28 protein-coding genes, 1 tRNA gene and 1 other RNA gene are annotated in these 25554 nt (G+C 54.3%); 12 read left to right on the top strand and 18 right to left on the bottom strand.

Translation table 11 applies throughout. The features are described 5' to 3' along the window. The first annotated feature begins 30 nt into the window (after nucleotides 1–30). From V7775_RS10955 to V7775_RS10945, 3 genes are all read left to right on the top strand, one after another. Complete coding sequence (locus V7775_RS10955) at nucleotides 31–321, top strand: SCP2 sterol-binding domain-containing protein (protein ID WP_335751932.1); 291 nt, start codon at nucleotides 31–33, stop codon at nucleotides 319–321. Between the two features lie 12 nt (nucleotides 322–333). Continuing rightward, nucleotides 334–1281, top strand: coding sequence for an alpha/beta hydrolase (locus V7775_RS10950; protein WP_335751931.1), 948 nt, complete (start codon nucleotides 334–336; stop codon nucleotides 1279–1281). Nucleotides 1282–1632: 351 nt separating this feature from the next. Then, on the top strand, nucleotides 1633–3453 hold the full coding sequence (locus V7775_RS10945) for a M3 family oligoendopeptidase (RefSeq protein WP_335751930.1): 1821 nt from the start codon (nucleotides 1633–1635) through the stop codon (nucleotides 3451–3453). A 57-nt stretch (nucleotides 3454–3510) separates the two neighbouring features. On the opposite strand, the gene V7775_RS10940 is transcribed toward V7775_RS10945, so the two are convergent. From V7775_RS10940 to V7775_RS10925, 4 genes are all read right to left on the bottom strand, one after another. Next, entirely contained in the window at nucleotides 3511–4269 is a 759-nt protein-coding gene (locus tag V7775_RS10940) for an enoyl-CoA hydratase (protein ID WP_335751929.1), read from the bottom strand. 43 nt (nucleotides 4270–4312) lie between these two features. Continuing rightward, nucleotides 4313–5182, bottom strand: a complete 870-nt coding sequence (locus V7775_RS10935) for an alpha/beta hydrolase family protein (RefSeq protein ID WP_335751928.1) — start codon at nucleotides 5180–5182, stop codon at nucleotides 4313–4315. Then, a complete protein-coding gene (locus V7775_RS10930) occupies nucleotides 5175–5648 on the bottom strand; it encodes a MarR family winged helix-turn-helix transcriptional regulator (protein WP_335751927.1) in 474 nt (157 codons plus the stop codon). Before V7775_RS10930 ends, V7775_RS10935 begins: the two co-directional genes overlap by 8 nt. 151 nt (nucleotides 5649–5799) lie before the next feature. Then, nucleotides 5800–6069 carry a DksA/TraR family C4-type zinc finger protein gene (locus V7775_RS10925; protein ID WP_335752020.1) on the bottom strand — a complete coding sequence of 90 codons (270 nt, stop codon included), beginning with the start codon at nucleotides 6067–6069 and terminating at the stop codon, nucleotides 5800–5802. Between the two features lie 99 nt (nucleotides 6070–6168). Between V7775_RS10925 and V7775_RS10920 the strand changes: the two genes are divergently transcribed. Beyond that, on the top strand, nucleotides 6169–7344 hold the full coding sequence (locus V7775_RS10920; protein ID WP_335751926.1) for a dipeptidase: 1176 nt from the start codon (nucleotides 6169–6171) through the stop codon (nucleotides 7342–7344). A gap of 81 nt (nucleotides 7345–7425) precedes the next feature. On the opposite strand, the gene rpoH is transcribed toward V7775_RS10920, so the two are convergent. Next, nucleotides 7426–8322, bottom strand: a complete 897-nt coding sequence (gene rpoH, locus V7775_RS10915; RefSeq protein WP_335751925.1) for an RNA polymerase sigma factor RpoH — start codon at nucleotides 8320–8322, stop codon at nucleotides 7426–7428. A gap of 174 nt (nucleotides 8323–8496) precedes the next feature. Next, nucleotides 8497–9531: an RluA family pseudouridine synthase gene (locus tag V7775_RS10910; protein WP_335751924.1), complete on the bottom strand. Its 1035-nt coding sequence runs from the start codon at nucleotides 9529–9531 to the stop codon at nucleotides 8497–8499. Here V7775_RS10910 and V7775_RS10905 point away from each other — a divergent pair. Beyond that, nucleotides 9530–9814: a DUF6476 family protein gene (locus V7775_RS10905; RefSeq protein ID WP_335751923.1), complete on the top strand. Its 285-nt coding sequence runs from the start codon at nucleotides 9530–9532 to the stop codon at nucleotides 9812–9814. The genes V7775_RS10910 and V7775_RS10905 overlap by 2 nt on opposite strands. 103 nt (nucleotides 9815–9917) lie before the next feature. On the opposite strand, the gene V7775_RS10900 is transcribed toward V7775_RS10905, so the two are convergent. Together V7775_RS10900 and V7775_RS10895 are read right to left on the bottom strand one after the other, a co-directional pair. Continuing rightward, a tRNA-His gene (locus V7775_RS10900) sits at nucleotides 9918–9994 on the bottom strand. A gap of 103 nt (nucleotides 9995–10097) precedes the next feature. Then, complete coding sequence (locus V7775_RS10895) at nucleotides 10098–10580, bottom strand: GNAT family N-acetyltransferase (protein WP_335751922.1); 483 nt, start codon at nucleotides 10578–10580, stop codon at nucleotides 10098–10100. Between the two features lie 83 nt (nucleotides 10581–10663). Here V7775_RS10895 and V7775_RS10890 point away from each other — a divergent pair, with 83 nt between their 5' ends. Beyond that, nucleotides 10664–10864 (top strand): DUF6324 family protein, encoded by a 201-nt coding sequence (locus V7775_RS10890; RefSeq protein ID WP_335751921.1) that lies wholly within the window; start codon nucleotides 10664–10666, stop codon nucleotides 10862–10864. A 123-nt stretch (nucleotides 10865–10987) separates the two neighbouring features. On the opposite strand, the gene V7775_RS10885 is transcribed toward V7775_RS10890, so the two are convergent. Together V7775_RS10885 and V7775_RS10880 are read right to left on the bottom strand one after the other, a co-directional pair. Next, nucleotides 10988–11221 carry a hypothetical protein gene (locus V7775_RS10885; RefSeq protein WP_335751920.1) on the bottom strand — a complete coding sequence of 78 codons (234 nt, stop codon included), beginning with the start codon at nucleotides 11219–11221 and terminating at the stop codon, nucleotides 10988–10990. A 163-nt stretch (nucleotides 11222–11384) separates the two neighbouring features. Then, nucleotides 11385–11840, bottom strand: a complete 456-nt coding sequence (locus V7775_RS10880) for an MmcB family DNA repair protein (RefSeq protein ID WP_335752019.1) — start codon at nucleotides 11838–11840, stop codon at nucleotides 11385–11387. Between the two features lie 107 nt (nucleotides 11841–11947). Here V7775_RS10880 and V7775_RS10875 point away from each other — a divergent pair, with 107 nt between their 5' ends. From V7775_RS10875 to ssrS, 3 genes are all read left to right on the top strand, one after another. After that, nucleotides 11948–13225, top strand: a complete 1278-nt coding sequence (locus tag V7775_RS10875) for a hypothetical protein (RefSeq protein WP_335751919.1) — start codon at nucleotides 11948–11950, stop codon at nucleotides 13223–13225. After that, a complete protein-coding gene (locus V7775_RS10870; protein ID WP_335751918.1) occupies nucleotides 13222–13965 on the top strand; it encodes a hypothetical protein in 744 nt (247 codons plus the stop codon). The genes V7775_RS10875 and V7775_RS10870 overlap by 4 nt, the downstream gene beginning before the upstream one ends. A 43-nt stretch (nucleotides 13966–14008) precedes the next feature. Further along, a non-coding RNA gene (gene ssrS, locus V7775_RS24755) (6S RNA) lies at nucleotides 14009–14163 on the top strand. An 867-nt stretch (nucleotides 14164–15030) separates the two neighbouring features. Here ssrS and nusB read toward each other — a convergent pair. The 4 genes from nusB to V7775_RS10850 form a co-directional block, all read right to left on the bottom strand. Next, a complete protein-coding gene (gene nusB / locus V7775_RS10865) occupies nucleotides 15031–15519 on the bottom strand; it encodes a transcription antitermination factor NusB (RefSeq protein WP_335751917.1) in 489 nt (162 codons plus the stop codon). Next, nucleotides 15516–16067 (bottom strand): 6,7-dimethyl-8-ribityllumazine synthase, encoded by a 552-nt coding sequence (locus V7775_RS10860; RefSeq protein ID WP_335751916.1) that lies wholly within the window; start codon nucleotides 16065–16067, stop codon nucleotides 15516–15518. Before V7775_RS10860 ends, nusB begins: the two co-directional genes overlap by 4 nt. An 8-nt stretch (nucleotides 16068–16075) precedes the next feature. Continuing rightward, on the bottom strand, nucleotides 16076–17197 hold the full coding sequence (gene ribB, locus V7775_RS10855) for a 3,4-dihydroxy-2-butanone-4-phosphate synthase (protein ID WP_335751915.1): 1122 nt from the start codon (nucleotides 17195–17197) through the stop codon (nucleotides 16076–16078). 90 nt (nucleotides 17198–17287) lie between these two features. Further along, nucleotides 17288–17878: a riboflavin synthase gene (locus tag V7775_RS10850; protein WP_335751914.1), complete on the bottom strand. Its 591-nt coding sequence runs from the start codon at nucleotides 17876–17878 to the stop codon at nucleotides 17288–17290. Nucleotides 17879–17979: 101 nt separating this feature from the next. Between V7775_RS10850 and V7775_RS10845 the strand changes: the two genes are divergently transcribed. The 3 genes from V7775_RS10845 to V7775_RS10835 all read left to right on the top strand — a co-directional run bounded on the left by V7775_RS10845 (nucleotide 17980) and on the right by V7775_RS10835 (nucleotide 22623). Beyond that, nucleotides 17980–19272, top strand: coding sequence for a capsule biosynthesis protein (locus tag V7775_RS10845; protein WP_335751913.1), 1293 nt, complete (start codon nucleotides 17980–17982; stop codon nucleotides 19270–19272). 191 nt (nucleotides 19273–19463) lie between these two features. Further along, nucleotides 19464–20594, top strand: a complete 1131-nt coding sequence (locus V7775_RS10840; RefSeq protein WP_335751912.1) for a polysaccharide biosynthesis/export family protein — start codon at nucleotides 19464–19466, stop codon at nucleotides 20592–20594. Between the two features lie 4 nt (nucleotides 20595–20598). Continuing rightward, nucleotides 20599–22623 carry a capsular polysaccharide biosynthesis protein gene (locus V7775_RS10835; RefSeq protein ID WP_335751911.1) on the top strand — a complete coding sequence of 675 codons (2025 nt, stop codon included), beginning with the start codon at nucleotides 20599–20601 and terminating at the stop codon, nucleotides 22621–22623. Nucleotides 22624–22627: 4 nt separating this feature from the next. Here V7775_RS10835 and ribD read toward each other — a convergent pair whose 3' ends face one another. The 4 genes from ribD to V7775_RS10815 all read right to left on the bottom strand — a co-directional run bounded on the left by ribD (nucleotide 22628) and on the right by V7775_RS10815 (nucleotide 25344). Then, nucleotides 22628–23722 carry a bifunctional diaminohydroxyphosphoribosylaminopyrimidine deaminase/5-amino-6-(5-phosphoribosylamino)uracil reductase RibD gene (gene ribD, locus V7775_RS10830; RefSeq protein WP_335751910.1) on the bottom strand — a complete coding sequence of 365 codons (1095 nt, stop codon included), beginning with the start codon at nucleotides 23720–23722 and terminating at the stop codon, nucleotides 22628–22630. 7 nt (nucleotides 23723–23729) lie between these two features. Then, nucleotides 23730–24197, bottom strand: a complete 468-nt coding sequence (gene nrdR / locus V7775_RS10825) for a transcriptional regulator NrdR (RefSeq protein WP_335751909.1) — start codon at nucleotides 24195–24197, stop codon at nucleotides 23730–23732. Between the two features lie 314 nt (nucleotides 24198–24511). Beyond that, nucleotides 24512–24919: a hypothetical protein gene (locus V7775_RS10820; RefSeq protein WP_335751908.1), complete on the bottom strand. Its 408-nt coding sequence runs from the start codon at nucleotides 24917–24919 to the stop codon at nucleotides 24512–24514. Between the two features lie 2 nt (nucleotides 24920–24921). Then, nucleotides 24922–25344 carry a hypothetical protein gene (locus V7775_RS10815; RefSeq protein WP_335751907.1) on the bottom strand — a complete coding sequence of 141 codons (423 nt, stop codon included), beginning with the start codon at nucleotides 25342–25344 and terminating at the stop codon, nucleotides 24922–24924. Nucleotides 25345–25554: the final 210 nt, after the last annotated feature.

Here is a 25554-nt window from a genome sequence, read left to right as displayed (position 1 = left end):
AAGCCACCATTTGCCAAAAAAGGTCTAAAAATGAGCGATGTAATTAGCGAAGCCGTTAAAGTGTTGACTGAAAAAATGTCAGGCGTTGATATCGGCGGCACTGTAAAGTTTGAAATCGAAGGCGAAGGCGCCATCATGGTTGACGACGAAGGTGTGCGTGCGGGTGACGACGAGGCCGATGTAACACTTAGCGCTGATCCAGAGACATTTCAGGGCATGATGGAAGGTGAAACCAATCCGACGTCCGCCTTCATGACTGGGAAGCTTAAAATTGACGGCGACATGGGCATGGCCATGAAGCTGGCATCTGCACTGGCCTGAACCAATCAAAAAATGACCCTTTCACCTGCCCCGCTTTATACCGACATCCACCCCGGACCAGATCCGGCAGCGGCCTATTGGGTCACAGCATCGGATGGCAAACAAATCCGTCTAGGAACCTGGGCGCCTGAAGGGGCACGCGGAACTGTCCTCATTTTTCCGGGGCGCACTGAATATATTGAAAAGTACGGGGGCACAGCTGCAGAATTTGCCGCTCGTGGCCTCGCATCTATTGCGATTGATTGGCGCGGCCAAGGGTTGGCCGATCGTATGCTGGACGACCCGCTCACAGGGCATGTCGAACATTTTTCAGACTACCAAAAAGACGTTGCTGCAATGATGCGCGCCGCCCGTGCGCTCAACCTCCCGCGCCCCTACTTCTTGGTGGCCCACTCTATGGGGGGGTGCATTGGCCTGCGCGCTGTAATGGAGGGGATGGCTGTTCAGGCTGCTGCCTTTTCGGGGCCAATGTGGGGTGTGCGCATTGCGCCACACCTGCGCCTGCCCGCCAAAATCCTAAGCACCATGATGCCGAAATTCAATCAGGGCCATCGCCTGCCCCCCGGCACCACCTCCGAATCCTATGCTCTGTCTGCTCCTTTCGAAGACAACATGCTGACCACAGATGTTGAGATGTTCGAGATGATGCGCGATCAGCTGGTCAATCACCCTGAGCTTCGGCTTGGTGGGCCAAGCTATGTTTGGCTGCGTGAAGCCCTAGCTGAAACTGCACATTTAGCGGAACGCGCAGCGCCCAACCTGCCCTGTATTTCCTTTGTCGGCAGCAATGAACGTATCGTAGAAGTGCCGCGCATTCATGCGCGTATGGAAAGCTGGAAAGGAGGGCAATTGCGCGTCGTCGAAGGCGGCGAGCATGAAGTTCTGCTGGAAGGCCCCGCTGTCCGCAAAGGTATTTTTGACGAGATCACTAATCTATTCATGAACACCACCACTGGATAAATGCTCCCAACTCTTTCGGTCTCTACTGTATAATAACAGTTACTTAAGGCGGTATGTTAATCAAAAACATTAACTCAAACTGCCGCACAATATCACCGTTTCTTTCAATTAGCTTGGTCAATTACCGCACGCACGCCCCACCACTGGCGCAAGCGCGCACCTCTTTTGGTTACAGCACCCTTATGCCTTTCGCCAAAACAGCCCCCCCCAAAACCGGAACGCATTCAAAACACCAACCAAACGTATCATATTATGCCATTTTTAACGCCTTAAGCACCACAAACAGGCGCAACATCTTGCCCCTTGCTGGCTACGTGCCTACCTATGCTGCAAACGATCAAAGGATATTATATGTTTCATCTTCCTACTCCCGTCTATGACGCCAGTGCAGCAGGTTCAGCGACACCCTTTGGCGACTTGCCAGAATGGAACTTGGACGACCTATACACAGGCGAAGACGCGCCAGAACTTAAACGTGATCTGGATTGGCTAGAGCAGGCCTGCGCCAGCTTTGCATCCGACTATGAAGGCAAGCTAGAGACGCTGGATGCCAATGGTTTACTTGATTGCGTATTGCGCAACGAAAAGATCAACCAAGTCGCTGGGCGCATCATGTCCTATGCTGGCCTGCGCTATTACCAGCTGACAACCGACGCGGACCGCGCGAAGTTCATGTCAGATGCCCAAGAAAAGATTACTAATTTCATGACGCCGCTGGTGTTCTTCACGCTTGAGCTCAATACGCTAGAGGGTGAGCATTTGGATGGCCTGCTTTCCAAGAATGCAGACCTTGCCCGCTACAAACCAATCTTTGACCGCATCCGTGCGATGAAGCCCTATCAGCTCAGCGATGAAATGGAGAAGTTCCTTCATGACATGGGTGTTGTTGGCGACGCATGGGAACGCCTGTTTGATGAAACAATTGCGGGTCTGCAATTTGACGTCAACGGCGAGACGATGGGCATTGAGGGCACGCTGAACTTGCTCACTGATCCAAACCGCGAAAACCGCGAGGCAGGCGCACGTGAGCTGGCTGATGTGTTTGGCGAAAACGTCAAAACCTTTGCGCGCATCCACAACACGCAGGCCAAAGAAAAAGAAATCATGGACCGCTGGCGTGGCATGGAAACGGCCCAAACCGGCCGCCACCTCAGCAATCAGGTAGAGCCCGAAGTTGTCGAAGCGCTGCGCAATGCAGTTGTGAAGGCCTATCCAAAGCTGTCGCACCGCTATTACGCCCTCAAGCAAAAGTGGTTGGGACTGGATAAGATGCAGGTCTGGGACCGCAATGCCCCCCTCCCCATGGAGGATCCACAGATCGTCGATTGGCCACAGGCTGAAAAGATGGTCATGGATGCCTATAACGCCTTTGATCCGCGTATGGGTGAACTGGCCGAACCTTTCTTCCGCAAGGGCTGGATTGATGCAGGCGTAAAGCCGGGCAAAGCGCCAGGAGCCTTCGCCCACCCAACTGTGACTGATGTACACCCCTATGTAATGCTCAACTATTTAGGCAAACCACGCGATGTTATGACCCTCGCACACGAGCTGGGCCACGGTGTGCACCAAGTGCTGGCCGCTGGTCAGGGTGAGATGTTGTCCTCTACTCCGCTAACACTGGCTGAAACCGCTTCTGTGTTTGGTGAAATGCTCACGTTCCGCAAGATGCTGGAAGGTGCAGAAACCAAGGCCGAGCGTCGGATTCTTTTGGCTGGCAAAGTTGAGGACATGATCAACACTGTTGTGCGTCAGATCGCGTTTTATGATTTTGAATGCAAACTGCATGCTGCGCGCCGCAACGGTGAATTGACCCCAGATGACATCAACGCCTTATGGATGTCTGTTCAAGCCGAAAGCCTTGGCCCGCAGTTTGAATTTATGGACGGGTATGAAACCTTTTGGGCGTACATCCCCCACTTCATCCACTCCCCCTTCTACGTCTACGCCTACGCCTTTGGTGACGGCCTCGTGAATGCGCTTTACGCGGTCTACGAAGAGGGCGAACCGGGCTTTGAAGACAAGTATTTCGACATGCTCAAGGCTGGTGGGTCCAAGCACCACAAAGAGTTGCTTGCCCCCTTTGGCCTAGATGCATCTGATCCTGCGTTTTGGGATAAAGGCCTGTCGATGATTTCCGGCTTCATCGACGAACTGGAAGCCATGGAAGATTGATCAATCTGCCGCGCCTCCCTGCATTTGAACGCAGGGAGGCGCGGTAATTATACTGCATTACTTAAACACTGGTGCCCGTTTTTGCATTTTTGCTGTGACCACTTCGGCAAACTCAGGTGATTTCAGCTGCTCTGCAAACATCACAGATTCCTTATCCATCTGCGCAATCATCTGATCGCGGCCATGGCGTATTAGTGATTTGGTTTTGAGCACGGATTGAGGCGCGGCTGCGGCGAGCTGATTTGCGATAGTGCCAGCCTCAGTCATCAAATCAACAGCCGGAACAATGCGAGACGCCAAACCGAATGTCACCGCCTCGCGGGCATCCAAAACCCGGTTGGCAAGCAACATGTCATTTGCAACTGCCATGCCAACAGTTGCCGGCAGCAGCAGCGATGACGCAGCCTCGGGGACAAGGCCAAGCTGAACAAATGGCGTACTAAACGTTGATGCTTCTGACACGACAACAAGGTCGCAATGCAATAACATCGTCACGCCAACCCCGATCGCCGGACCATTTACCGCCGCAATAAGGGGCTTTGGGCAGGTGGAAACCGCCTTTAGGAAACGCACAACAGGCGGGACTTCGTCGCCGTTGCTGCCCATAGAAAAATCTTTAACGTCATTGCCGGAGGTGAAGTAATCTTCTGCCCCTGTAATCACAAACGCGCGCACGTCATCAGACGCTGCATAATCCTCTAACGCATCTGCCATGGCCGCGTACATGGCCTGCGTGATGGCATTGCGTTTTTCAGGACGTGCCATTGTCAGAGTAGTCACACGGTCGGCGGTGTGTAGTTTGATGTTATCGGTCATTTCTGGCCCTATCAGTTAAATGTGTCTGGGAACGTTATTTTTCTTAGGTGTCATTAGGTGTCTTCAGCCATTCAACTATCTCCGCCCAAAGAACCTCACGCCCTTTTCGCACTGCCCCTTCATGACCGATGCGTCTCACGCCGATCTCTGAAGCAGAGCGCATGATGATTTCGGATGGCGCGGACGGATAACTGGACAGCAGATCAGCCGCAGCTGCTGGTGTAGCAATTGGATCATCGGGGAATATCCACGACCTGATAGGCGCAGTGACACTGTCATAATGATGGGGTGCCATCGTTGTTTTAAATTCTGATTGGAAATAGGCGCGGCGCTGGCTCCAACGACGCCATGTTTTGAACAGCTTGGGCGGCAACGGCTCCCCCTGCCAGCCGCCAATCGGCTTGATATAGCCATAACGCAACAAGGAATACCCACCAATGCCCCACCAAAAAGACAGCTCCATCGGAATGTTCTTTAGATGGTGAACACCCCAAAACCCGGTCCCTACAGAAACAAATGCATGGCGTGCAATTTTTACGTGGTTTGGCATCAGACCCAAGAAATGGCCACCAACGCTATGCGCAACATGGGTAATCGGTAATTCAGGTGCGGCGGCCTCTAGCGCATCCACTGCTGCAGGCATATCAAAGCGCCCCCAATCCGGATAATCGATGCCAGACGTCGCAAGATCGCCCGCCCTCGATCCACCAATGCCGCGATAGTCATAGTTTAGGACAACCGCGCCCTTCTCAGCCAAATACTTGGCCAGTTCATGATAAAAACGGCGCGGAAATCCGGTACCTGCCGAGATGAGAACAGCAAACGTGGGCTTAGGCCCACTATAAATGTCACCCTCAAGCATCCAGCCATCGCTGGCCGCAAAATGGATCGTCGTTACCCACTGGCTATCCATCACTGCCCGCCTCATCTAGTAATGTACTCGCACCGTTGATGATGTTGTCTGCGTCTTTAGCCAGATGGGTCAGGAAACGTTCAATTGTGGCTTGTTCCTCAGCAGAGAACGGCGCCAAAAGCGCTTGATTAAACCGCTTGGTTTCTTCGCGGCCACGGCCCAGCGCGTCTTGGCCCAGTGGTTGCAGATAGATGTTTGTCACCCGCCCATCCGTCGGGGAAGCAGATCGGCGCACGAGCCCCTTGTCACACATCCGATCAATCAGGCCGGTAAGGCTAGACTTGCCCATGGCAAGTGTCTTGGAAATTTCGCTGATGGGCTGCCCGTCGGTGCGCGACAAGATAAACAGAACCGCCAATTGCGTTGTGCTTAGGCCTATCTGAGAACGTGTGCGCCGATCAGCAGCACGAAACAGTGCGCTATGCGCAACTTGCAGTTTGTGAAATATTTTCAAAGTTCGAGACATGATTTACTTCGCATATGGACTACATTAATTCATATGCGAACCAAATAAACATAGCAATGGATCAAGGAAATGCCGTCGGGTCACTAGTGGTCTTTACCAAATTGGACGTTACGCTAGCCAATATTCCACAAGCGAATTCAAAACCCACCCATCACTTCAACTGACTGTCCTTACTGCCCCGTCGATTCATTCCACCCTTTGCTGTAAATCCCGCATCCCGCTCACGCACACATTCGATACACAATTTCACCCCCGGCAATGCGTCACGCCGTGCCTGCGGGATCGGTTCTTCACACTCGGCGCAATGCGTCAGGCTGTCGCCAACAGGCGCACGCCGCGACTTAAGCCGGGCCAGCTCATCGTTGATTGACGCTTCAATCTGTTCTGATACCGCGCCATCACGCGCCCAACCGCCAGCCATACCATCCTCCATCAGGGTTCCTGATGAGACTAAGCACCAACATCCCTCTTGCCAAGCGTAACACCCAAGCCGAGGATCAACACAAAATCCGGAGATACCATGCGTTTACTCAGAAACTCACTCATCGCCCTTTTAGCATTGGCCCTTATTGCCTTGGTTGCGTTTTGGGCCATTGCGCCCGGAGTGGTCGAACGATCAAAAAACACTGTCGGTGATGGCGGCCCCTACCCTGTCAGCGACGCGGCTGCAGCACTTCATGCCACCCTCACCGTTGGTGATCTACATGCCGATCCGCTCCTGTGGGCACGCGACCTAAGCATTCGCGGGGCGCGCGGCCAAGTTGACGTGCCGCGTCTGCAAGAGGGCAATGTCGCGCTTCAGGTCTTCACCGCCGTCACCAAATCACCTGCGGGGCAAAATTACGACGAAAACACCGCAGAGGCTTTAGACAATATCACATTGCTCGCATTTGGTCAGCGCTGGCCGATCGCCACATGGACCAGCCTACTGGCGCGTGCACAGTATCAGGCGGAAAAACTGCACCGCGTTGAAGAGGATTCAAACGGCCGCTTTAAGATCATCAAAACCCGTGCCGATCTGGATGCCGTATTGGAAGCGCGTGCAAATGGCGAAAATATCACAGGTGGTATTCTAGGGATTGAGGGCGCGCATCCCCTTGAAGGAGACATCGCAAATCTGGATCACATCGTGGCATCGGGGTATCGCCTTGTTGCATTGCAGCACTTTTTTGACAACGCGCTTGGCGGGTCCCTGCATGGCACATCAGATCAGGGCCTCACTGAATTTGGCCGCGAAGTGGTGCGCGAAGTGGTTGCACGCGATTTGGTTCTAGACATTGCACATTCAAGCCATCAAGTGGCCGAGGATGTTCTTGCCATGACCGACATCCCGCTAGTCGTGAGCCACACAGGCATTCAAGCCCATTGCGACGTAAAGCGCAATTATCCTGATGCACTGATGAAACGCATTGCAGAGACAGGCGGCGTCATTGGCATGGGCTATTGGGATGAGGTCACTTGCGGCGACAGCACCCCCGCTGGCATCGCCACAATGATCAAAACAGCCATTGGAGTTGTAGGCGAAGATCACGTTGCGCTTGGCTCAGACTTTGACGGTTCGGTGGGCACTGAATTTGATACCTCCGAATTGGCCTCCCTTACGCATGCCTTGATAGAGGTCGGCCTGTCAGAGACGCAAATCCGTAAGGTCATGGGGGAAAACATGGTCCGTGTCCTGCGCGCACGGCTTAAGTAAACCTTGCAAACGCCGCCGCGTTCCTAAACAAAAAAAGCCGCCTCAAGTAGGGCGGCTTTTTCTTATTCAATATTGTGGATCTTATTCGACCGCGGTCAGGCCTTTTTCCTGCGCCAGTTCACGCATACGCAATTGCAGCTTTTCAAACGCGCGCACTTCGATCTGGCGGATACGTTCGCGGCTGACGCTATACTGACCACTCAGGTCTTCTAGCGTGATTGTCTTGTCCGACAAACGGCGCTGAACCAAGATGTCCTTTTCGCGGTCATTCAGCACGTCCATCGCATCAGCAAGCATTTCACGGCGTGTCTCAAGTTCGTCGCGCGCTTCATAATCGCCTGCTTGGTCAGCATTATCGTCTTCCAACCAATCCTGCCATTGCATCGTGCCTTCGCCGTCCGAGCCAACAGTGGCGTTCAGGGACGCATCCCCACCCGACATCCGGCGGTTCATCGAGATCACTTCGGCCTCGGTCACACCCAACTGAGTCGCAATGGTCTTTACGTTCTCAGGGCGCAGATCGCCTTCTTCCAGCGCGCCAATTTTATTTTTGGCCTTACGCAGGTTAAAGAACAGCTTTTTCTGGCCGGACGTTGTGCCCAGCTTAACCAAGCTCCACGAGCGCAGGATGTATTCCTGAATGCTCGCGCGAATCCACCACATTGCATAGGTCGCAAGGCGGAAGCCCTTTTCAGGGTCAAAACGTTTCACCGCCTGCATCAGGCCCACATTGGCTTCGGAAATCACTTCGGCTTGCGGCAAGCCGTAGCCGCGATACCCCATCGCAATTTTCGCCGCGAGGCGCAGGTGTGATGTCACCATGCGGTGTGCGGACTTGGTGTCTTCTTGCTCTACCCACGCTTTGGCGAGCATATATTCTTCCTGCGGTTCCAGCAGTGGAAACTTACGAATTTCCTGCATGTAACGATTTAAGCCGCCCTCAGGTGTCGGCGCTGGCAGATTTGCATAATTGGCCATGGCTAAATTCCTTTCCCTGGCGCCCATGTTACTGGGCTTAACATACAATATGGGGGCGCAAACATCCGGTTTCAAGACCGCTTTGCGCCGTTCAAAGATAGTTACACAACAATCGCATGTAGCAAACGTAACAAATACGCGCATCACTGCCTTGTGCAGATTGTGACAGCGGCGTTAGGCGCGCGTTTTCTCAAGCGAAGCAAGTAAATCGGCCATGTCAGCAGGCAATGGTGCCTCAAACCTAATCGCCTCACCACTAATCGGGTGAATGAAGCCCAAAACAGCCGCGTGCAGCGCTTGGCGTGGAAAGTCCTTAATCGATTGTGCCAATGCCTCTGGCAGTGCTGTACGCGCCAGCTTGCGCTTGCCGCCATAGGTTGGATCCCCAACCAGTCCGTGGCCCGCATGGGCCATGTGCACGCGAATTTGGTGCGTGCGGCCTGTTTCCAACCAACACTCCATCAACGCGATAACTGGCGGTGTACCAAATCGGGAAACTGTGCGTGCGCGTGTAACGGCATGACGTCCCCCGTGGAACAGCACAGCTTGGCGTTGGCGGTCTGTCTTGTGGCGCGCCAGCTGCGTTGTAAGCTTGAGGATATTGCCGCTTTCAAAATTTGCGCCCTTCACGCCACGCAGGCGCGGATCATTGGCATCAGGCACACCGTATACAATCGCGCGGTAATACCGCTCGACCGTGTGTGCCTCAAACTGCTTGGCCAAGCCGTGATGCGCCGCGTCCGATTTGGCGACAACCAATAGACCCGATGTTTCCTTATCGATCCGGTGCACGATGCCGGGACGTTTCATGCCCCCCACACCAGACAGATCATCGCCACAGTGGGCCAACAGCGCGTTCACCAACGTCCCCGAGGGCGAGCCGGGCGCCGGATGCACCACCATGCCCGTTGGCTTATTCACGACAATCAGATCATCGTCTTCATAGACAACGTCCAGCGGGATATCTTCTGGCAGGATATGACTGTCTTGCGCTTCCTCAACGTCGATGTCGATCTGGGCACCCTCACCCACAACCGCACGCGGATCGCGTTGGATTGCCCCGTTCACCTGAACTGCACCCTGATCAATCAACTTGGCCAAACGCGTGCGCGATAGCACTGCATCCTCTGGCACATCGCGCGCAAGCGCCTTATCAAGACGCTTAGGCGGGGTCTCGCCCAGAATGAATGTAATACGGCGGTGCGACATGGATGATCTTTCTGAGCCGGCAAACCTGCGCTTTTTGCGCCGGATGGTGACGGTACTAACGGCAGTGATGATTTTGGGCGTGGTAGTCGTTATTGGACTGCTTGTCACGCGTCTGAGCCGTAATACCCCCGTTTTACCTTCGGAAATCACATTACCGAAGGGTGCAAAGGCCGCAGCTTTTACTCAAGCGGCTGATTGGTACGCTGTTGTGACGGACCAAAACGAGATTTTGATCTTTGACCGGATGACAGGCGCTCTGCGCCAAACGGTGGTGGTAGAGTGACGTGTTCTGAGGTTGCTGACGGTTCTCGGAGGACGTGCAAACAGGCATTTCCTCGGAAACACCGTGCTTTGCTCACTTTCAAAAATCTATAGTCTGTTGAAAGTGGTACCGGGAGATGGTTTCGAACCAACTGCCTCGTGGACCACAACCACGCGCTCTAACCAATTGAGCTACCCCGGCACTGCGCCGTTGATTAGATTGCACAAGCGCGCGCGTCAACTCCTATAGTTGTAGTTTTTTCACCCTTTGCGCTTCAATCCCCCAACAACATCAAAAAATATGTTCAAAGTGATCGGGTTAGCGTCTGTTCAATCAACGACTGGCCAAAGGACACCACAGGTTTTTCATCCACAATTGTCCAACCATTGCGCAGATACAGGGCAACGGCCGCTTCATGGCTTTTGTGAGTCGCCAACACCATATCCTGATATCCTTTGTCACGGGCGAAATCAGTGCAGGCTTCCAACAGTCTCAGCCCCAGCTTGCGGCCCCGCGCCTCTGGCACCAGCTGAAACAGGCGTAATTTCGCAGTTTGCGCTGAAAGCTTCACACAAAAGATCGAGCCAAGGCGCGTATCACCATCCCACGCGATCCAGCCCTGCTCAATTTCAGGATCATGATTTGCTAAGAAATCATCCAAAATCTGCGCTATGAGCACACCAAAGGTGGTATCGAATCCCTCATCCCGCTCATAGGTATGAATATGGGTCTCAATCATCCACGCGCGGTCAGATGGCAAAAAGGGGCGTAATTCAATCTGTGTCATCGGGCTAGCCTACCCGCACAACCACTTGCCTTTCAAGCTGCACAGCGGTAGCGATACCACCTGAAATCTTGGAGGGACCCGCCATGGGCATCAACGACGAACGCGACATTGAAGCCGACCTGCAAATCGCCCCAACCGATCAAGGGATGGTCCGGCTGTTCATTGAAGGCGCTGGCGTTGAAATCCCGATGGACTTCACCCCAGATGAAGCACGCGAAATCGCAGAAGAGATCGTAGCAGCCGCGCAAGCAGCAGCCCACATGGGTGGCAAAAAACGGCGCTAAGCCTCGCGGCGATTGCAGATTCGGATGTGGAGGTCAGCTGACTTTGACCTTCACCTCGCGTTTCTGACGTAGAACGGAAAAACCTTCGCGAGGATGCAGCAAAGGTCCGCAAAGAGCCCAAACCTACTCGGTTTTTGCCTTTGCAAAGAGCTTCAAAAAGTAGTCGCCCACACCTTGTCGATTTGCGTTGAGCATCACCTTTTCGACGATTTCTTCTTCTGCCATGCCAGCCTTTATCATGTCCGGTACGTTGTGAACGACATCCGCAAAAACACGTGCCTTTTTAAGCCTTTCTGTAGCCCTGATTTCGATCAATGCGATGTGCAGAACGTATAAAACTTCAGAGTAGCCGTTCATCAAAATTCTTCCATTCTAACGATTTTCATCCGCTTCTACCCTGTCGACTATAGGTAACTAAGTGAATAGCGCCAATGACAACTAAGTCCCGCAGAGCGGGCCTTCGACTTTAAAGCTCCGCATTCCGCTAACCGCCTTGACCCAGAATTCAGCCCGCACAGTGTCAACTATCTGCACCGTCCCACATAGGATCACGCAGTGCCTGTAGGCGTCGCGCCGCAGTTACCGCAAATTTCTGCACCATGACCTTGCGCCGCGCTGGTGCAAGTTTCGCTTCAGGTGCCATGCGCACAATCTCTCCGCCATAGCCGTCTGCGATGATGAGACCTTGGTCATCTGGCAGCAGCTCGGTCGGAAAATCCTCATCCACCGCAAAAAAGAACCTGTCGGCCCACGCTAGATAGCCCTGCCATTTGCTGTCTGAGGTGAAATCTACACGGCTGGACTTGCATTCAACCACCCAAATCTCTCCTTTTGGTCCTAGCGCCATAACATCCACACGCAGTCCGCGCGTCGGGACCAGCTCCTCAACACAGGCGAATCCGTATGTTGCGAGATGTCGTGACACGCCGCGCTGTAATAGCTGTCCGGGTTGGAAGGTTTTGGGTGTTTCAGTCATAACGGAAATTATGAACATATCATGAACATTTGCAACCCTCGCGGCTGTGACTTGGCCTTTTGCATCCATCTGCCTATCTTATCCTTAACAAAACCAAGGATATCCGCATGAGCGATCTTCAAGACCCCACCGCCCGCGCCCGTGGCGTACGTTATGCGCGCGAATTGGAAGACCACCTCAGCTGGCTGGATACCTTCTCTGGCACGGCACTTGGGGTCCTTGCGGTGGCGTCTGGCATTTACACATACCTTGGCGTGTCCTCGTTGCTGGATGACAACGGTGCCATGTCCGCTTTTGCCGCTATTGCCTATTCTGTGGCGGTGTCCGTTGGGATTTTTGTGTTTTGGTCCTATATGTTACGCTTATTTCCAGCCGTGCGCGGCGCACGAGCACGCGTCGCACTATTGGCCACCATGGGCCTTGGCTCTATCGCGATCATTGCCATGTCCAGTTGGCTAAATGCTGCTGCTCTTGCTGGTTCTGCGGCCGTTGAACAGCATCTAGCCAAGACCGTCCAAGACTATCAAGTATCTTTGGAACGCGCGCATGAAGTAGCCCTATCCGCACAGGGCCTAGAACGTGATGTCGCCCGTGTACGCCAATCCTTTGAAGACCTTAGCGAACAGGAAGCCACGGGAAACCTGTCTGGCCTTGCAGGGCGCGGCGCAGTTTTTCGGGTGCTGCGCCAGAAATCCAGCGAACTTGCCGGGCTTGAGGCTCAAATCGCATCTCAAACACCACTGGTCCAATCCGCCTTTTCCGAAGGGAATGCCATCCTGAGCCGTATGCGCGCCCTTACGGTAGAAGCTGGCCCCGTCGAGGCCCGCTCGGTCGAGTTTTCGGAGCAGGCCGTGCGCCTGGCGGGGTTGATCACCCAAATGCGACAGCTTTCAGTTGCCTCACTGGTTGAACGCGCCGCGCAAGACCTCTCAGCCTCAGTTGTTTTGCCAGAACTTGACGGACGATCAGCTCAGACGCGTGGAGATCAAGCCGCAACCATATCTTCGGTCCTTGAGGTGCTGGCACAACGCGCTCAAACCCTCGCACGGGCAGCGCAGGCCGTACAGGCCATGCCTGCGCCGCCTGAAACCACATACACCCCCATCTCGGCGGCAGACGCCGTGATCCTGTACGCACGCAACTTTGTGCCCTCATGGGCGGGGGCAATTGCAATTGATCTGCTGCCCGCTGTTCTGGTGTTCATCCTTGCAATCACCCAAGGCGCGATCAGGTCAGGCCGCGAAGGGACTGCCGTAGAAGACAGCCTAACATTGGCAGAACTACGCGCCGCCATTGCGGTAATGAAGGAAATGGACGGCGCCATGAAGGCCGATGCTGAAGTGCCCTCCCCCACACCACTAAAAACACGAACCGCCGCAGAATGAGCGAGACGCGCAAAAGAAACCCCGTAGGGCGTGTCCTGATCGGGGTGTTGGCCTTTCAGTTATTGCTGGCGGGTCTCCTATTTGTTGGCGATTTGCAAAACGGGTTTAGCCTCCCACGCATTGGCCCCAAAGCCCCGTCCTTGACCGAACCTGTTCGCCCGGGGGATCAGACACGCCGATTTTCGCCTAAACGCGCGGTGCCCGACAGCCGCGATCCCCTGCCAAAACGCCTGACGCTGACTGTTGTTTCTGGTGGTGCCGCCATTTTGATTGAGGGCGAAATTGCGGATGGCGATGCGCCGCGTATCATCAAACAGGTCGAAGAACTGCGCGAGGCCCCTACCCGCGTGATCCTCAACTCACCCGGTGGATCGGTTCATGACGCGCTTGAACTGGGGCGTGCACTACGGCTGGCAGGGTTCGAGACCGAAATGCGCGAGGGCGACATCTGCTATTCCGCCTGCCCATATCTGCTGGCTGCCGGCGTCAAACGTTCCATTCCCGAAGAGGCCTTTGTGGGCGTGCATCAACACTATTTCGGCGAAAGTACCATTTTGCCCGCCTTTGCCGCCGTAGAAGACATTCAGCGCGGGCAAGGACTAGTAATGCGCTATCTCGACCAAATGGGCATTGATCCGCTCATCATGCAGCACGCATTGATCACACCACCCGATGAAATCTACGTTCTGCTGCCCGAAGAACTGATCCGGTATGGGTTTATAGAAAAAGTCACACAATAGCCCCTTGCCCTAAGCCCTTCACGACCCTACCTAAGAGGGGTGGCGGGTTCTGCCCTGTGCGACATAAAGTTTACATTCCAGTGGCCTTAAGCAAATCCCAGGGAGCTGGCTCTGTTTTAGTCTTGGCTAATTTACCTGGCGCCCACCTGTACATACAGGTCCTCGGGAATAAAACTGGTCGGCAACGGCGGTCCCGCCACACTACTCGCGCCTAGCGAACGCGTAACGCGCTTCCAAAAAGCTTAATCATTTCATCCTTTGTCACCGCCTCTTCACCCGATGGTGGGACAAGCGATGAGGTGGGCGCATGATGGGAAACGGAACGGTAGCTTGCGTGAAAAACTTCTGACTGCTCGGCCGCAACGGGCGCGTCCGCTTTTTCAGCTGCCCGCGACATAAAAAACAAAATCACTCGTACAAAAAACAATTCTACCGACCCTTTCCGACCCCGGAACTTTAAATTCCAGCGATCAACGTCAAGTGGTAGTGATCTCAATTGTTAACGAAAAGTAAATTTCGCCAAAGACGAGCATATAAATATTTAGCGTCGAAGCGGGAAATCACATCAAACTCGTGTTCATGGCATCCGTCTTTTTTGCGCGCATAAAATTATTTTTGAGACATGGTTAATTTTCAAAAGGTTAACGCAACCTCTCCAAAAATGTATGCACACCTTTAGGCCAAATTCGCAAAAAGCTTACGTAACGAAAAGCGGTCCACCAGTGTTGCCAAATAACACCACTTCTCACGCCCTACTTTCTGACGAAAAAGTTATTTCGCATAGAGAAATTGATCACGCCGCCAAAAAATCAACATTAATCTACTTTTCAATAACTTATAGCTCCTTTGATTTTCAATCCTGATCTGATCTACAAAAATTACTCAAAGAGCATTCACACATCATAACAGATGAGAGTCGCGACTTGACCAAACATCCGCCCCCTTTATTTTGCACACCTGCACACAGAATTAAGTGCCGATGGAATCACAAAAACCGCCAGAACAAACGTTCCGGCGGATCAGATAAATCAAAAATTTGCGGTTAAAAAGCCTGCAAGTCGCAGATCAGAATGCTTCGGGGCGGGCCTCTCTGGCCATGTGATCCAGTACTGCGTTCACAAAACGCGCCTCTTTCCCATCAGGAAAGAAGGCAGATGCCAGATCAAGATATTCCGCAATTACAACCTTAGGCGGAGTCGATTCATCGCGCAATTCTGCACCTGCTGCGCGAAACAAACCACGCAGGGTTGGATCGATCCGTGCAATTGGCCATTTGGCCACCAAGGCCCGATCTGTCATTTGGTCAATCGGTGCCTGATGATTTACCGCGTCTTCCAGCACACGTGTGAAATGCGCCTCATCGCCTTCCAGCATTTCATCACCGTCCATAAAATCACCAAACCGGTGATCTAGGAATTCCAGCCGCACCTTATCCAGTGTCAGATTGGAATGTTCCATCTGGAACAATGCCTGCACGGCATATAGCCGCGCGGCCGAGCGCATCTTGCGCTTCATGTTGCCGGTCATGTTGTCAGTGCGATTTGGCGTGCTCATGCGGTGGTATTTCCGTCCAGATCTCCGGCCATCACAGTGTCCTCGCCCAATGGCTTGAACCCGATGCCCGCGGGTGTGGACGCCCACTTACGGCCCAGCGCGATAAGATGCAAGGCCGCGAGCGCCGCACCGCCACCTTTGTTTTGCCCATCAGGATCGGCGCGCACATCAGCCTGCGACTTGTTTTCGACGGTTAAGATGCCGTTGCCAATGCACAATCCTTGCAGCCCAAGCATCTGAAGCCCCCGCGAGCTGTCACTACACACTGTTTCATAATGCGTCGTCTCGCCGCGAATGACACAGGCCAGCGCAACAAAACCATCAAAATTGCTCCGTCGATCCGAAATACTGATCGCTGTGGGAATCTCAAGCGCACCTGGCATCTCGACAATCTCATAGCTGACGCCTGCATCCTCAAGTGCTGCTTTAGCACCGGTCAATAGGCCCGCAGCGACATCACTGTAGTAAGGGGAAACAACAATCAGCACCTTAACCGGCTTTTCAAAGCTCGGAACGGGCAGAACTGTATGCTCTAGGGATGCGGCCATGGTGCAAATTACTCCTTAGTGATGGGTTTGGTGCCCACGATTTCGAGATTGTAGGCCTCAAGACCTGTATATTTCGTTTGAGGGTTGTCTGTCAGCAGTACCAGCTCATGCACGCCAAGCTGCGCCAAGATCTGTGCGCCCAACCCTGTGCGCTTGATCGTGCGCGGCGCGGCATCATCGTCATCCAGTCGCAAACGCGGATTGGGTTCACGGAACAGTAACACAGCGCCACGGCCCTCATCTGCAATGATCTTCATTGCCTGCGGCAACTCATCAGGGGCACTGGAGCCTAGGCCCAGAACATCTTCGAGTGCATTCAACGCATGTGTACGTGTCAGAACAGGTGTTCCGTCGCTGATCTCACCCTTGCTCAGGACCACGTGGTCCGTGCCGGAAATCTGGTCTTCAAAAACCCGCATGCGCCATTCAGCACCATAGGCGGACTGAACCATACGATCATCGCGCTGAACAAGCATATTGTCGTGCTTATTGCGGTAGGCGATCAAATCGCTAATCGTGCCGATCTTTAGGTTGTGTTCGGCTGCAATGGTAACCAAGTCAGGCAAGCGCGCCATTGTGCCATCTGTCTTCATGATCTCACAGATCACGCCTGCGGGCTTTAGCCCCGCAAGGCGGCTGATATCCACAGATGCCTCGGTATGACCTGCACGCACCAACACACCGCCATTGCGCGCACGCAGTGGAAACACATGGCCCGGTGTTGCGATCTCTGCCGCGCCGTTTGCCTCTTCGATGGCTACAGCCACTGTCAGCGCACGGTCGCCGGCCGAAATACCGGTAGTCACACCTTCACGCGCCTCGATACTCACCGTGAACGCCGTCTCGTGACGTGAGGAGTTATTTGTCGCCATCATTGGCAGCTCAAGCGCATCCACACGTGCCTGCGTCATGGGCAAGCAGATCAAGCCGCGCCCGTGAGTCGCCATAAAGTTGATCGCATCCGCATCCGCAAATTCAGCGGCAATCACAAAATCACCTTCATTTTCGCGATCTTCATGATCCACAAGAATATACATCTCTCCTGCGCGACAGGCGGCGATGATGTCCTCGATTGGGGAAATCGCGTTGGCAAGTTCCGCTTCAACAGGTCCGGGTGTTTCAAAGCTCATGGGAGGCTCCCTTGTTTTCTATCTTGGGGCGTAACCGACAGTACACTGCATGACCAGAGGAAGCGCTGCGTCACAGCGCACGCACCCTGTTTATCCCTGCATATCCGCAAGGCGTGCAACATACCGCGCAAGCGTATCAATCTCGAGGTTCACGTGGTCGCCCACTTTCACATCTCCCCAGGTTGTCGCAACCTTTGTGTGAGGGATGAAATTGATGCCAAAATCACAGCCATCGACTTCGTTCACCGTCAAGGATGTCCCGTTAAGTGCGACCGACCCTTTAGACGCGACAAACTTAGCGAGCGATTTAGGGGCGCGCAATGTAACGCGGGTGCTATCGCCCTCGTCTCGCATCACGATAACTTCGGCGACCCCGTCAACATGGCCAGACACAATGTGTCCTCCCAATTCATCGCCAACCTTTAGCGCGCGTTCCAGATTAACGCGGCGGCCTACACGCCAGTCAGACAGGTTGGTCAGATCAACCGTTTCGCGGCTGACCTGCACCTCGTACCAATCAGCGCCCAAATCAACGACCGTCAGGCAAACACCGTCACTTGCGATAGACGCCCCCATATCAATGCCCGCAGTGTCATATCCGCAGGAGACGCGCGCGCGCAGGTCGCCTTCTTGTTTAAGCTCGGTTATGGTCCCGATATCGGTGATTATCCCCGTGAACATCGTATTCCCTCCGGTTTATGTTGAGCAGGCAAGGCATGAGCCATAATTTGGTCAGAGTTTTGAGACTAAATACTGTGAAGAGCAACCTAAGAAAGCTGCACATGTCATCCCATACCCCCGACTCTCGGGTATTTTTGTTCCTGCAAGGGCCGCACGGCCCCTTTTTTAACCGCCTTGGCAAGATGCTTAGGGCGGCGGGTGCCGATGTGTGGCGTGTGGGTTTTAACGCAGGTGACCGCGCATTCTGGTTTCATCCCCGCAGCTACATCCCCTATCGCGGTGCCGCCGTTGACTGGACCGAAACGTTTAAGGCGCTGCTGGATGAAAAATCAGTAACTGACATAGTCCTATACGGCGACACCCGCCCAATTCATGCGGCTGCCGTCAAAGAAGCACGCGCACGCGGTCTAACAGTTCATGTTTTTGAAGAAGGTTATATGCGCCCTTACTGGGTCACGTATGAGCGCGGCGGCACAAATGGCAATTCGCGCCTGATGGATATGACCATCTCGCAGATGCAAAAGGCGCTCGAGAAATCCGACATGGAGGCCCCTTTACCGCCCAGCCATTGGGGCGACATGCGCCAACACGTGTTTTACGGTGCCCTATATCATTGGTTTGTGATGTTCCGTAATGGTGACTATCGCAATTTCCGCCCCCACCGCGACCTTCCTGTGACAAAAGAATTCCAACTTTATCTAAAACGACTACTGTTAATGCCATGGCAAGCGATCGAGCGGCGGCTTGCCACCCTGCGCATCCGTTTGGGCGGTTTCCCATACCATCTGGCCTTGTTGCAGCTGGAACATGACAGTTCATTCCAAAAACACTCCCCCTTTGAAACAATGGGCGACTTTCTCGAACTCATCATTGAGGGATTTGCCAAAGGCGCCCCTCAACACCATCACCTAGTGGTAAAGGCCCACCCGTTAGAAGATGGCCGCGTTCCGGTTCGAAAAGAAATAAAGCGGCTCGCAAAAGAGCTGGGCGTTGAAAAGCGCGTGCATTTTGTGCGCGGTGGCAAGCTGGCGCAATTACTGAATGACGCGCGTACAGCCGTCACAGTAAACTCAACCGCAGGCCAACAGGTCCTGTGGCGTGGAATTCCGCTCAAGGTGTTTGGCCGCGCAGTTTATGCAAAGCCTGAGTTCGTCTCAGACCAACCCTTGCCAGAATTTTTTCAGACGGCCTCGCGGCCTGATAACCGCGCCTACAAAGATTTCCGCCGCTATCTTCTTGAAACCAGCCAACTACCGGGCGGGTTTTATTCCGCGCGCGGCCGCCGCCAACTGATGCGGCAAGTTGTTGACATGATGCTTGGGCCCGATGACCCCTATGAAGCACTGGATTCAGGCACCGCTCCTGCGCGCCAGCAGTTGCGTCTGGTGAACTAACCGCCACAACCCCTTGTGGTCCTTAGCAAAGGTTGCCGCCTATCGCGGCAGCAAAGCCACACATTCACGCCATCTCATGAGATAATTCTCACGCCCGAGTAGATTTTTGCCTACGGCTCCGATACGTTCAGAAACAATACGTCGAAACAATCGGCGATTTGAGGCAGAAAATTAGGTCGAGGAGACCGGCAGTGAAAACCCTAAGCATTCGGTGGGCCCGTCCCATCGCAGTCGTTGCGGCTTGTGCCGTACTGGCATCCTGCGGACTGCCGCAGGTAGGCCCCAACAAACGCCAAATCTTTGCAGGCTCAGTACAGCGCGAAGGTGATGCCTTTATTGTTGCGGTGAATGACCGTGTGACACGTGCAACTGCTGTTGTTCCGGCACTTGGATTTTCGTCAAGTTTCAAGAACGCCAGCACGCTTGGCTCGGATACAATCCGCGCTGGCGATGTTCTGGGCATTACCATCTATGAAAACGTCGACGACAGCCTGCTAGGCGCTGAAGGCGCGCCTGCTACCCTAGAAGAAGTACAGGTTGATGGCGCAGGCTTTATCTTTATTCCATATGCTGGTCGGATCAAGGCAGCGGGCAATTCCCCCGAAGCGATCCGCCGCATTATCACCAACAAGCTCGCCGATCAGACACCTGATCCGCAGGTCGAAGTTCGACGTGCTGCAGGCGACGGATCTACAGTTTCTTTGGTGGGTGCCATTGGCGGCCAAGGCGTTTATCCAATTGAACGCCCTACCCGTTCGCTTGCAACCATGCTTGCGCGTTCCGGCGGGATCACAATCGAACCCGAAGTTGCACAGATCACCGTGATCCGCGGTAGCGAACGCGGCAAAATCTGGTTCGAAGACCTCTACAAGCATCCCGAACTCGACATCGCCCTACGTGGCGGTGACAAAATTCTGGTTGAGCAAGACACGCGCGCCTACACCGCGCTTGGGGCTACTGGCTCACAGGCACGTGTCCCGTTTGAAACGCAGAACCTCTCCGCGATTGAAGCTATTGCGCAAGTTGGCGGCCTTTTGTCTGCCTCAGCAGACCCGACAGGTGTCTTTGTCATGCGTAACGAACCCGAAGAAGTGGCAGAGCAAGTGCTGGGTCGCAACGATCTAGAAGGTGCACAACGCCTTGTCTATGTGCTCAATCTGACCGAACCAAACGGCATGTTCATGGCCCGTGACTTTGTTATTCGCGATGGTGACACGCTTTATGTCACCGAAGCGCCATTCACACAGTGGAGCAAAGTCATCAGCGCAATCACGGGTACAGCAAGCTCGGCTTCTAGCATTACCTCCCTGACTGGCGGCTAAGGCCATGGGCCTTGGTCCTGAAACATACAACAAATCCGCCGCTGGCCCTGAAAAGGACCAGCGGCTTTTTGTCTATAATGGGGGTTTCCTGACCCAAGGACGCATTCGTCGTATCTTGCAGCTATCGGGGTATTCGATCCACGTTGGGCTTCCATCTGAAGATGGCGATGCCGTTGCAGTTTGGGGTAATTCTCCCACCGCCCATCGCGGTGAAGGCGTGGCCGAGGCACGCGATGCTCCAGTGGTTCGTGTTGAGGATGCCCTGCTGCGCTCGCTGTTCCCTGGGCGTGAGGGTGAGCCACCGCTTGGTCTTGTGATTGATCATCGTGCCGCGCATTTTGATCCCTCAAAACCATCCGATCTAGAAATACTGTTGGCCACCCATCCGTTGGATGACACTGCCCTCCTCAATCGCGCGCGCATCTGCATTGCCCGCCTGCAAGAGGCCCACCTCAGCAAATATGCGGCCATCCCGCTAGACACCCCCCCCCCTCAACCCGGCTATGTAGTGGTGATTGACCAGACCGAAGGAGACGCATCTGTCACGGCCTCCGGCGCGGACCGCGCGCGGTTCCTTGAGATGCTTTACTACGCCCAAGAAGAGCACCCCGGCGCGCGCATCCTCATCAAAACCCACCCAGAAACCACTGCAGGCCACCGCAAAGGCTATTTTCGCGACACAGACCTTAACGATCGCATTGAGTTCCTGAGTGATCCCATCAGCCCCTACACATTGTTTGAGGGGGCGCTGGGTGTCTACACAGTTTCATCCGGCTTGGGATTTGAGGCCATTTATGCAGGGCACAAACCGCGCGTCTTTGGCCAACCTTTCTACGCAGGCTGGGGCCTAACATCAGATGCGTTTGAAACCCAACGTCGCCAGCGCAGCCTGACACGCGCACAGCTATTTGCCGCCGCAATGATCCTTTATCCGCGCTGGTATGATCCCTACCGCGATGAATTATGCACATTAGAAACCGTGATTGACACCCTTGAGGCGCAGGCGCGGTGTTGGCGCGAAGACCGCCATGGGTGGGCCGCTGTAGGCATGAGCCTGTGGAAACGCCCCCATTTGCAAAAGTTCTATGGCCGCTACGCGCCTGTCACATTCAACGATGCACCGCTGGACATTTCGGACCGTCCGCAAATGATTTGGGCCGGAAAAACCGACATCACAACTCCAGATGTTATCCGTATTGAAGACGGTTTTTTACGCTCCCGTGGATTGGGTGCAGCACTGACACCGCCCTTGTCCTTGGCCACAGATGATCTGGGTATCTATTACGATCCCTCTCGCCCCTCGCGCCTGGAAAAATGGATCGAAACACGTGCAACCCTGCGCCTTGACCAAGAGTTACGCGCTGCGCGCCTAATCCGCGCGCTAACTGAGGCAGGTTTGAGTAAATACAATACAGGCAAGTCGCCCGAAGCCCTGCCCGATGGCCACCGTATCCTTTTGTGCGGGCAAGTCGGCGATGATGCCTCTATCCGCACAGGCACCAGTGATGTAACCAGTAATCAGGCGCTGCTGGACGCTGTGCGCGCCGCCAACCCTGATGCTACGATCCTATTCAAGCCACACCCCGATGTCGAAGCAGGCCTGCGAGAAGGCGCACTCAGCAACCCCGACGCAGCGGATCACATCATCACAGGGACCGACCCTGCCGCGCTACTGGCGCAGGTACAGGAAGTTCACACCATGACGTCCTTGATGGGCTTTGAGGCGCTGCTACGGGGTCTGCCTGTCACAACCTATGGTGCACCGTTTTATGCGGGCTGGGGCCTGACGACAGATATGTCCGATGTACCACCGCGTCGCCGTGCCACACCAACTATTGAGAGCTTGGCCCACGCCGCACTCATTGATTACCCGCGATATTTTGATCCAAAGACAGGGCTGCCCTGCCCCGTTGAAGTCGCGCTTGAGCGATTGTCACAGGGCGATGTCCCTGCTCCCAGCCGCGGCAACCGTCTATTGTCAAAGCTTCAGGGATTGTTCGCAAGCAAAGCGCATTTGTGGCGCAAATAGCAGCCTAACCCCGACTGCGCACCCATCTGTGCATCACATCAGGTCCAACGGCCTGTGTACCCACCAAATCAAATCGCGGTGTCTGAGCCAACCTTGAGACGCCCATGGCACCAATCCCCGGCAAGCCCTCTGCACCAATCACAACACCTGCCGAAAACCCAACTAGGTGATCCACAAGATCAGCCTTTAAAAGGCTTGCCGCAATAGCCGAGCCGCCCTCAGAGAAGACCCGCGTCAGGCCATGTGATCCAAGTTGCTGCAGCACATCAGCCATATCCAGATGCCCACCCTGCGCACGACATGAAAGCATCTGCGCGCCCATGCCCGTCCAAGCATCAACCAGCGATGTTGGCGCATCTGCCCCGTGACATAGGATCAGCGGGATGCTGGTAGCGGTCTGGGCCAATTTACTGCTCAGCGGAATGTCCAAACGGCGCGATACAACTACGCGCGCTGGCTGTTGGGTAACGCCCATATCACGCACTGTAAGGGATGGATCATCTGCGCGCGCAGTACCGCCACCTACCATCACAGCGTCATGGTTGGCCCGCATGGCATGCACCAGTCGGCGTGCTGGACCTTGGGTGATCCACTGGCTTTCGCCTGTGGCTGTGGCAATGCGCCCATCAAACGAACTGGCCAGTTTGAGGGTGACCATCGGACGCCCTTGCTCAATCCGGCTTAGAAAGCCGATCTGATCTGCGCGCGCCTGTGTTTCACAAATACCAGTAACGACCTCGATGCCCGCATCCCGCAGCATCGCAAAACCGCGCCCTGCAACGCGTTCGTCGCTGTCACCCACGGCAACCACAACACGCGCCACACCCGCATCAATCAGCGCCTGCGCACAGGGAGGCGTCTGCCCGAAATGTGCGCAAGGTTCTAGAGTAACATAAACATCAGCACCGCGCGCGGCATCGCCAGCTTGAGCCAGTGCCTGGGGTTCGGCATGAGGCCGCCCTGAAGGCGCGGTCCACCCGCGCCCGACAACGCGCCCGTTACGGACAATCACACAGCCCACCGCAGGGTTTGGCCAAGTGTTGCCAAGCCCGCGCCGCCCCAAGGACAGCGCAAGATTCATATACCGCGTATCGCTCACCTTAGGCTCAGCTATCGGTCGGCGTATCGGGGCGAAGTTCCTGGACGAATTTGTCGAAATCATCCGCAGCTTGGAAGTTCTTATAAACGCTCGCAAAGCGCACATAAGCAACGGTATCAATCCGCGCCAGCGCCTCCATCACGATCTCACCGATCTGCTTGGACCCGATATCAGTCTCGCCCATACTCTCTAGTCGGCGCACAATGCCACTGATCATCTGATCAATGCGTTCAGGTTCGATTGGGCGTTTTTGCATGGAGATGCGAATGGAGCGTTCCAGCTTATCGCGGTCAAAGTCTTCGCGTTTGCCAGATGTTTTAATCACCACAAGATCGCGCAACTGAACGCGCTCATAAGTGGTAAAGCGCCCGCCACAGGCAGGGCAAAAACGACGACGGCGGATGGATACATGATCCTCCGCAGGTCGGCTGTCTTTTACTTGGGTATCGATATTTCCGCAAAACGGGCAGCGCATTGGCCAGTCCCCTTATTCTTGATCCGCCTCTATTGTGGGATCACCGCCCCACTTATCCACAGGTATACGCCACACCCAAGGTTTTGGGTAGTCCAGAATTTAACATCTATATGAAGGGGCCATATGGCGGTTGTTTTAGCATCATGGTGCTAAAGCTGCACAGACGGTAACGGGTACGCGGCCTACGCTAGCACACCTTTCAATCGATGATCCGCATTTTCGATATCGCGGGATTGGGAAAATCCCCAATCCCGGCTTTCGTTCTGCGCATATTAATGGCCCCGCCCTAGATGGCGAAACCAAAGTCACTTGATCTATAGGTTCCCACCGCGCGACAGCTTGTGATCAGAACAGAATCCAAAAGCATGCCCGACACTCAGGTTTGCACCCGCGCGCGATATAGAAGTCCCCAAAATCACTGCTGAAGACGGTGTTAAGCCAGCAGGGCTAACAGTGAAAACAACGGGGTTCCGTTGCCCAAGGCCGCGCTCGCGATCTTCAGCCACATAAAGCCGCTGCCCCGGTTTCACCCTTTCGGTCTTGCGCACATAATCTGCAGCAGCGCACCATATGCCACGCGCACCCAGACCAGCATCCCCCGTCACAGCAAACCCTTTTGCATGCGGTACAACAACAATCCCATTCACGGCTTTAAAATCCTTGGCGACGGCTGGAGTTGCCATCATGAAAGCAATGACAATTGCCGTAGAAACTTTACTCATTTTCAATTCCACCTAAACAAATTTTCTGAAGTTTCGAAATCCTCAGCACGACAGAACTGGATTGCGTGATTGATCGGCAATCCCACTCCCACTTGTGACGTGCTCAACGATATTGACTTGAGTGGCCCTTGAGGCAGACTGTTTGCGTCCGTGGTGAATACAACGGACTTTCGCCCTGACACGCTTTGCGAAACGCCGCGCCCTTCAAGGATATATACCCGGCCCCGTGCACCCAAACGCCTCTGTGCGTAGTCCGCTGCTGCGCACCACATTCCATTCGGCCCCTCCCCGTAAGCTTCAATCACTTCAAAGGACGACCCACTCAGTGGCACAACAGTAAGGCGGTTTACCGCCTTATAACTTTGTGCGCTGGCCGCCGCAGGAACGACAGCCGCTAGAATTGTGGCCAAAATATACGCGCGCATTATGTTTCTCCTAACGGGACGATACATCATAGATAGGTGTGCCAGCGCGCACATCAAAATCAAAGCACTGTGAACGGCATTATTTCGCCGTCCACGTAGGACAAAAAAAGCTACGCCTCAAAACAAATATATAATAAAAACCAATGCGTTCACCTCGACTGCGCACAAAAAAAGGCCCGCCTGATATTTCTATCAGACGGGCCATATTTT

The organism is Sulfitobacter sp., assembly GCF_036960155.1.
Taxonomy (GTDB): Bacteria; Pseudomonadota; Alphaproteobacteria; order Rhodobacterales; family Rhodobacteraceae; genus Sulfitobacter.
The sequence above is the reverse complement of the archived record's forward strand: the minus strand, read 5'-3'. Positions and strand labels throughout refer to the sequence as shown.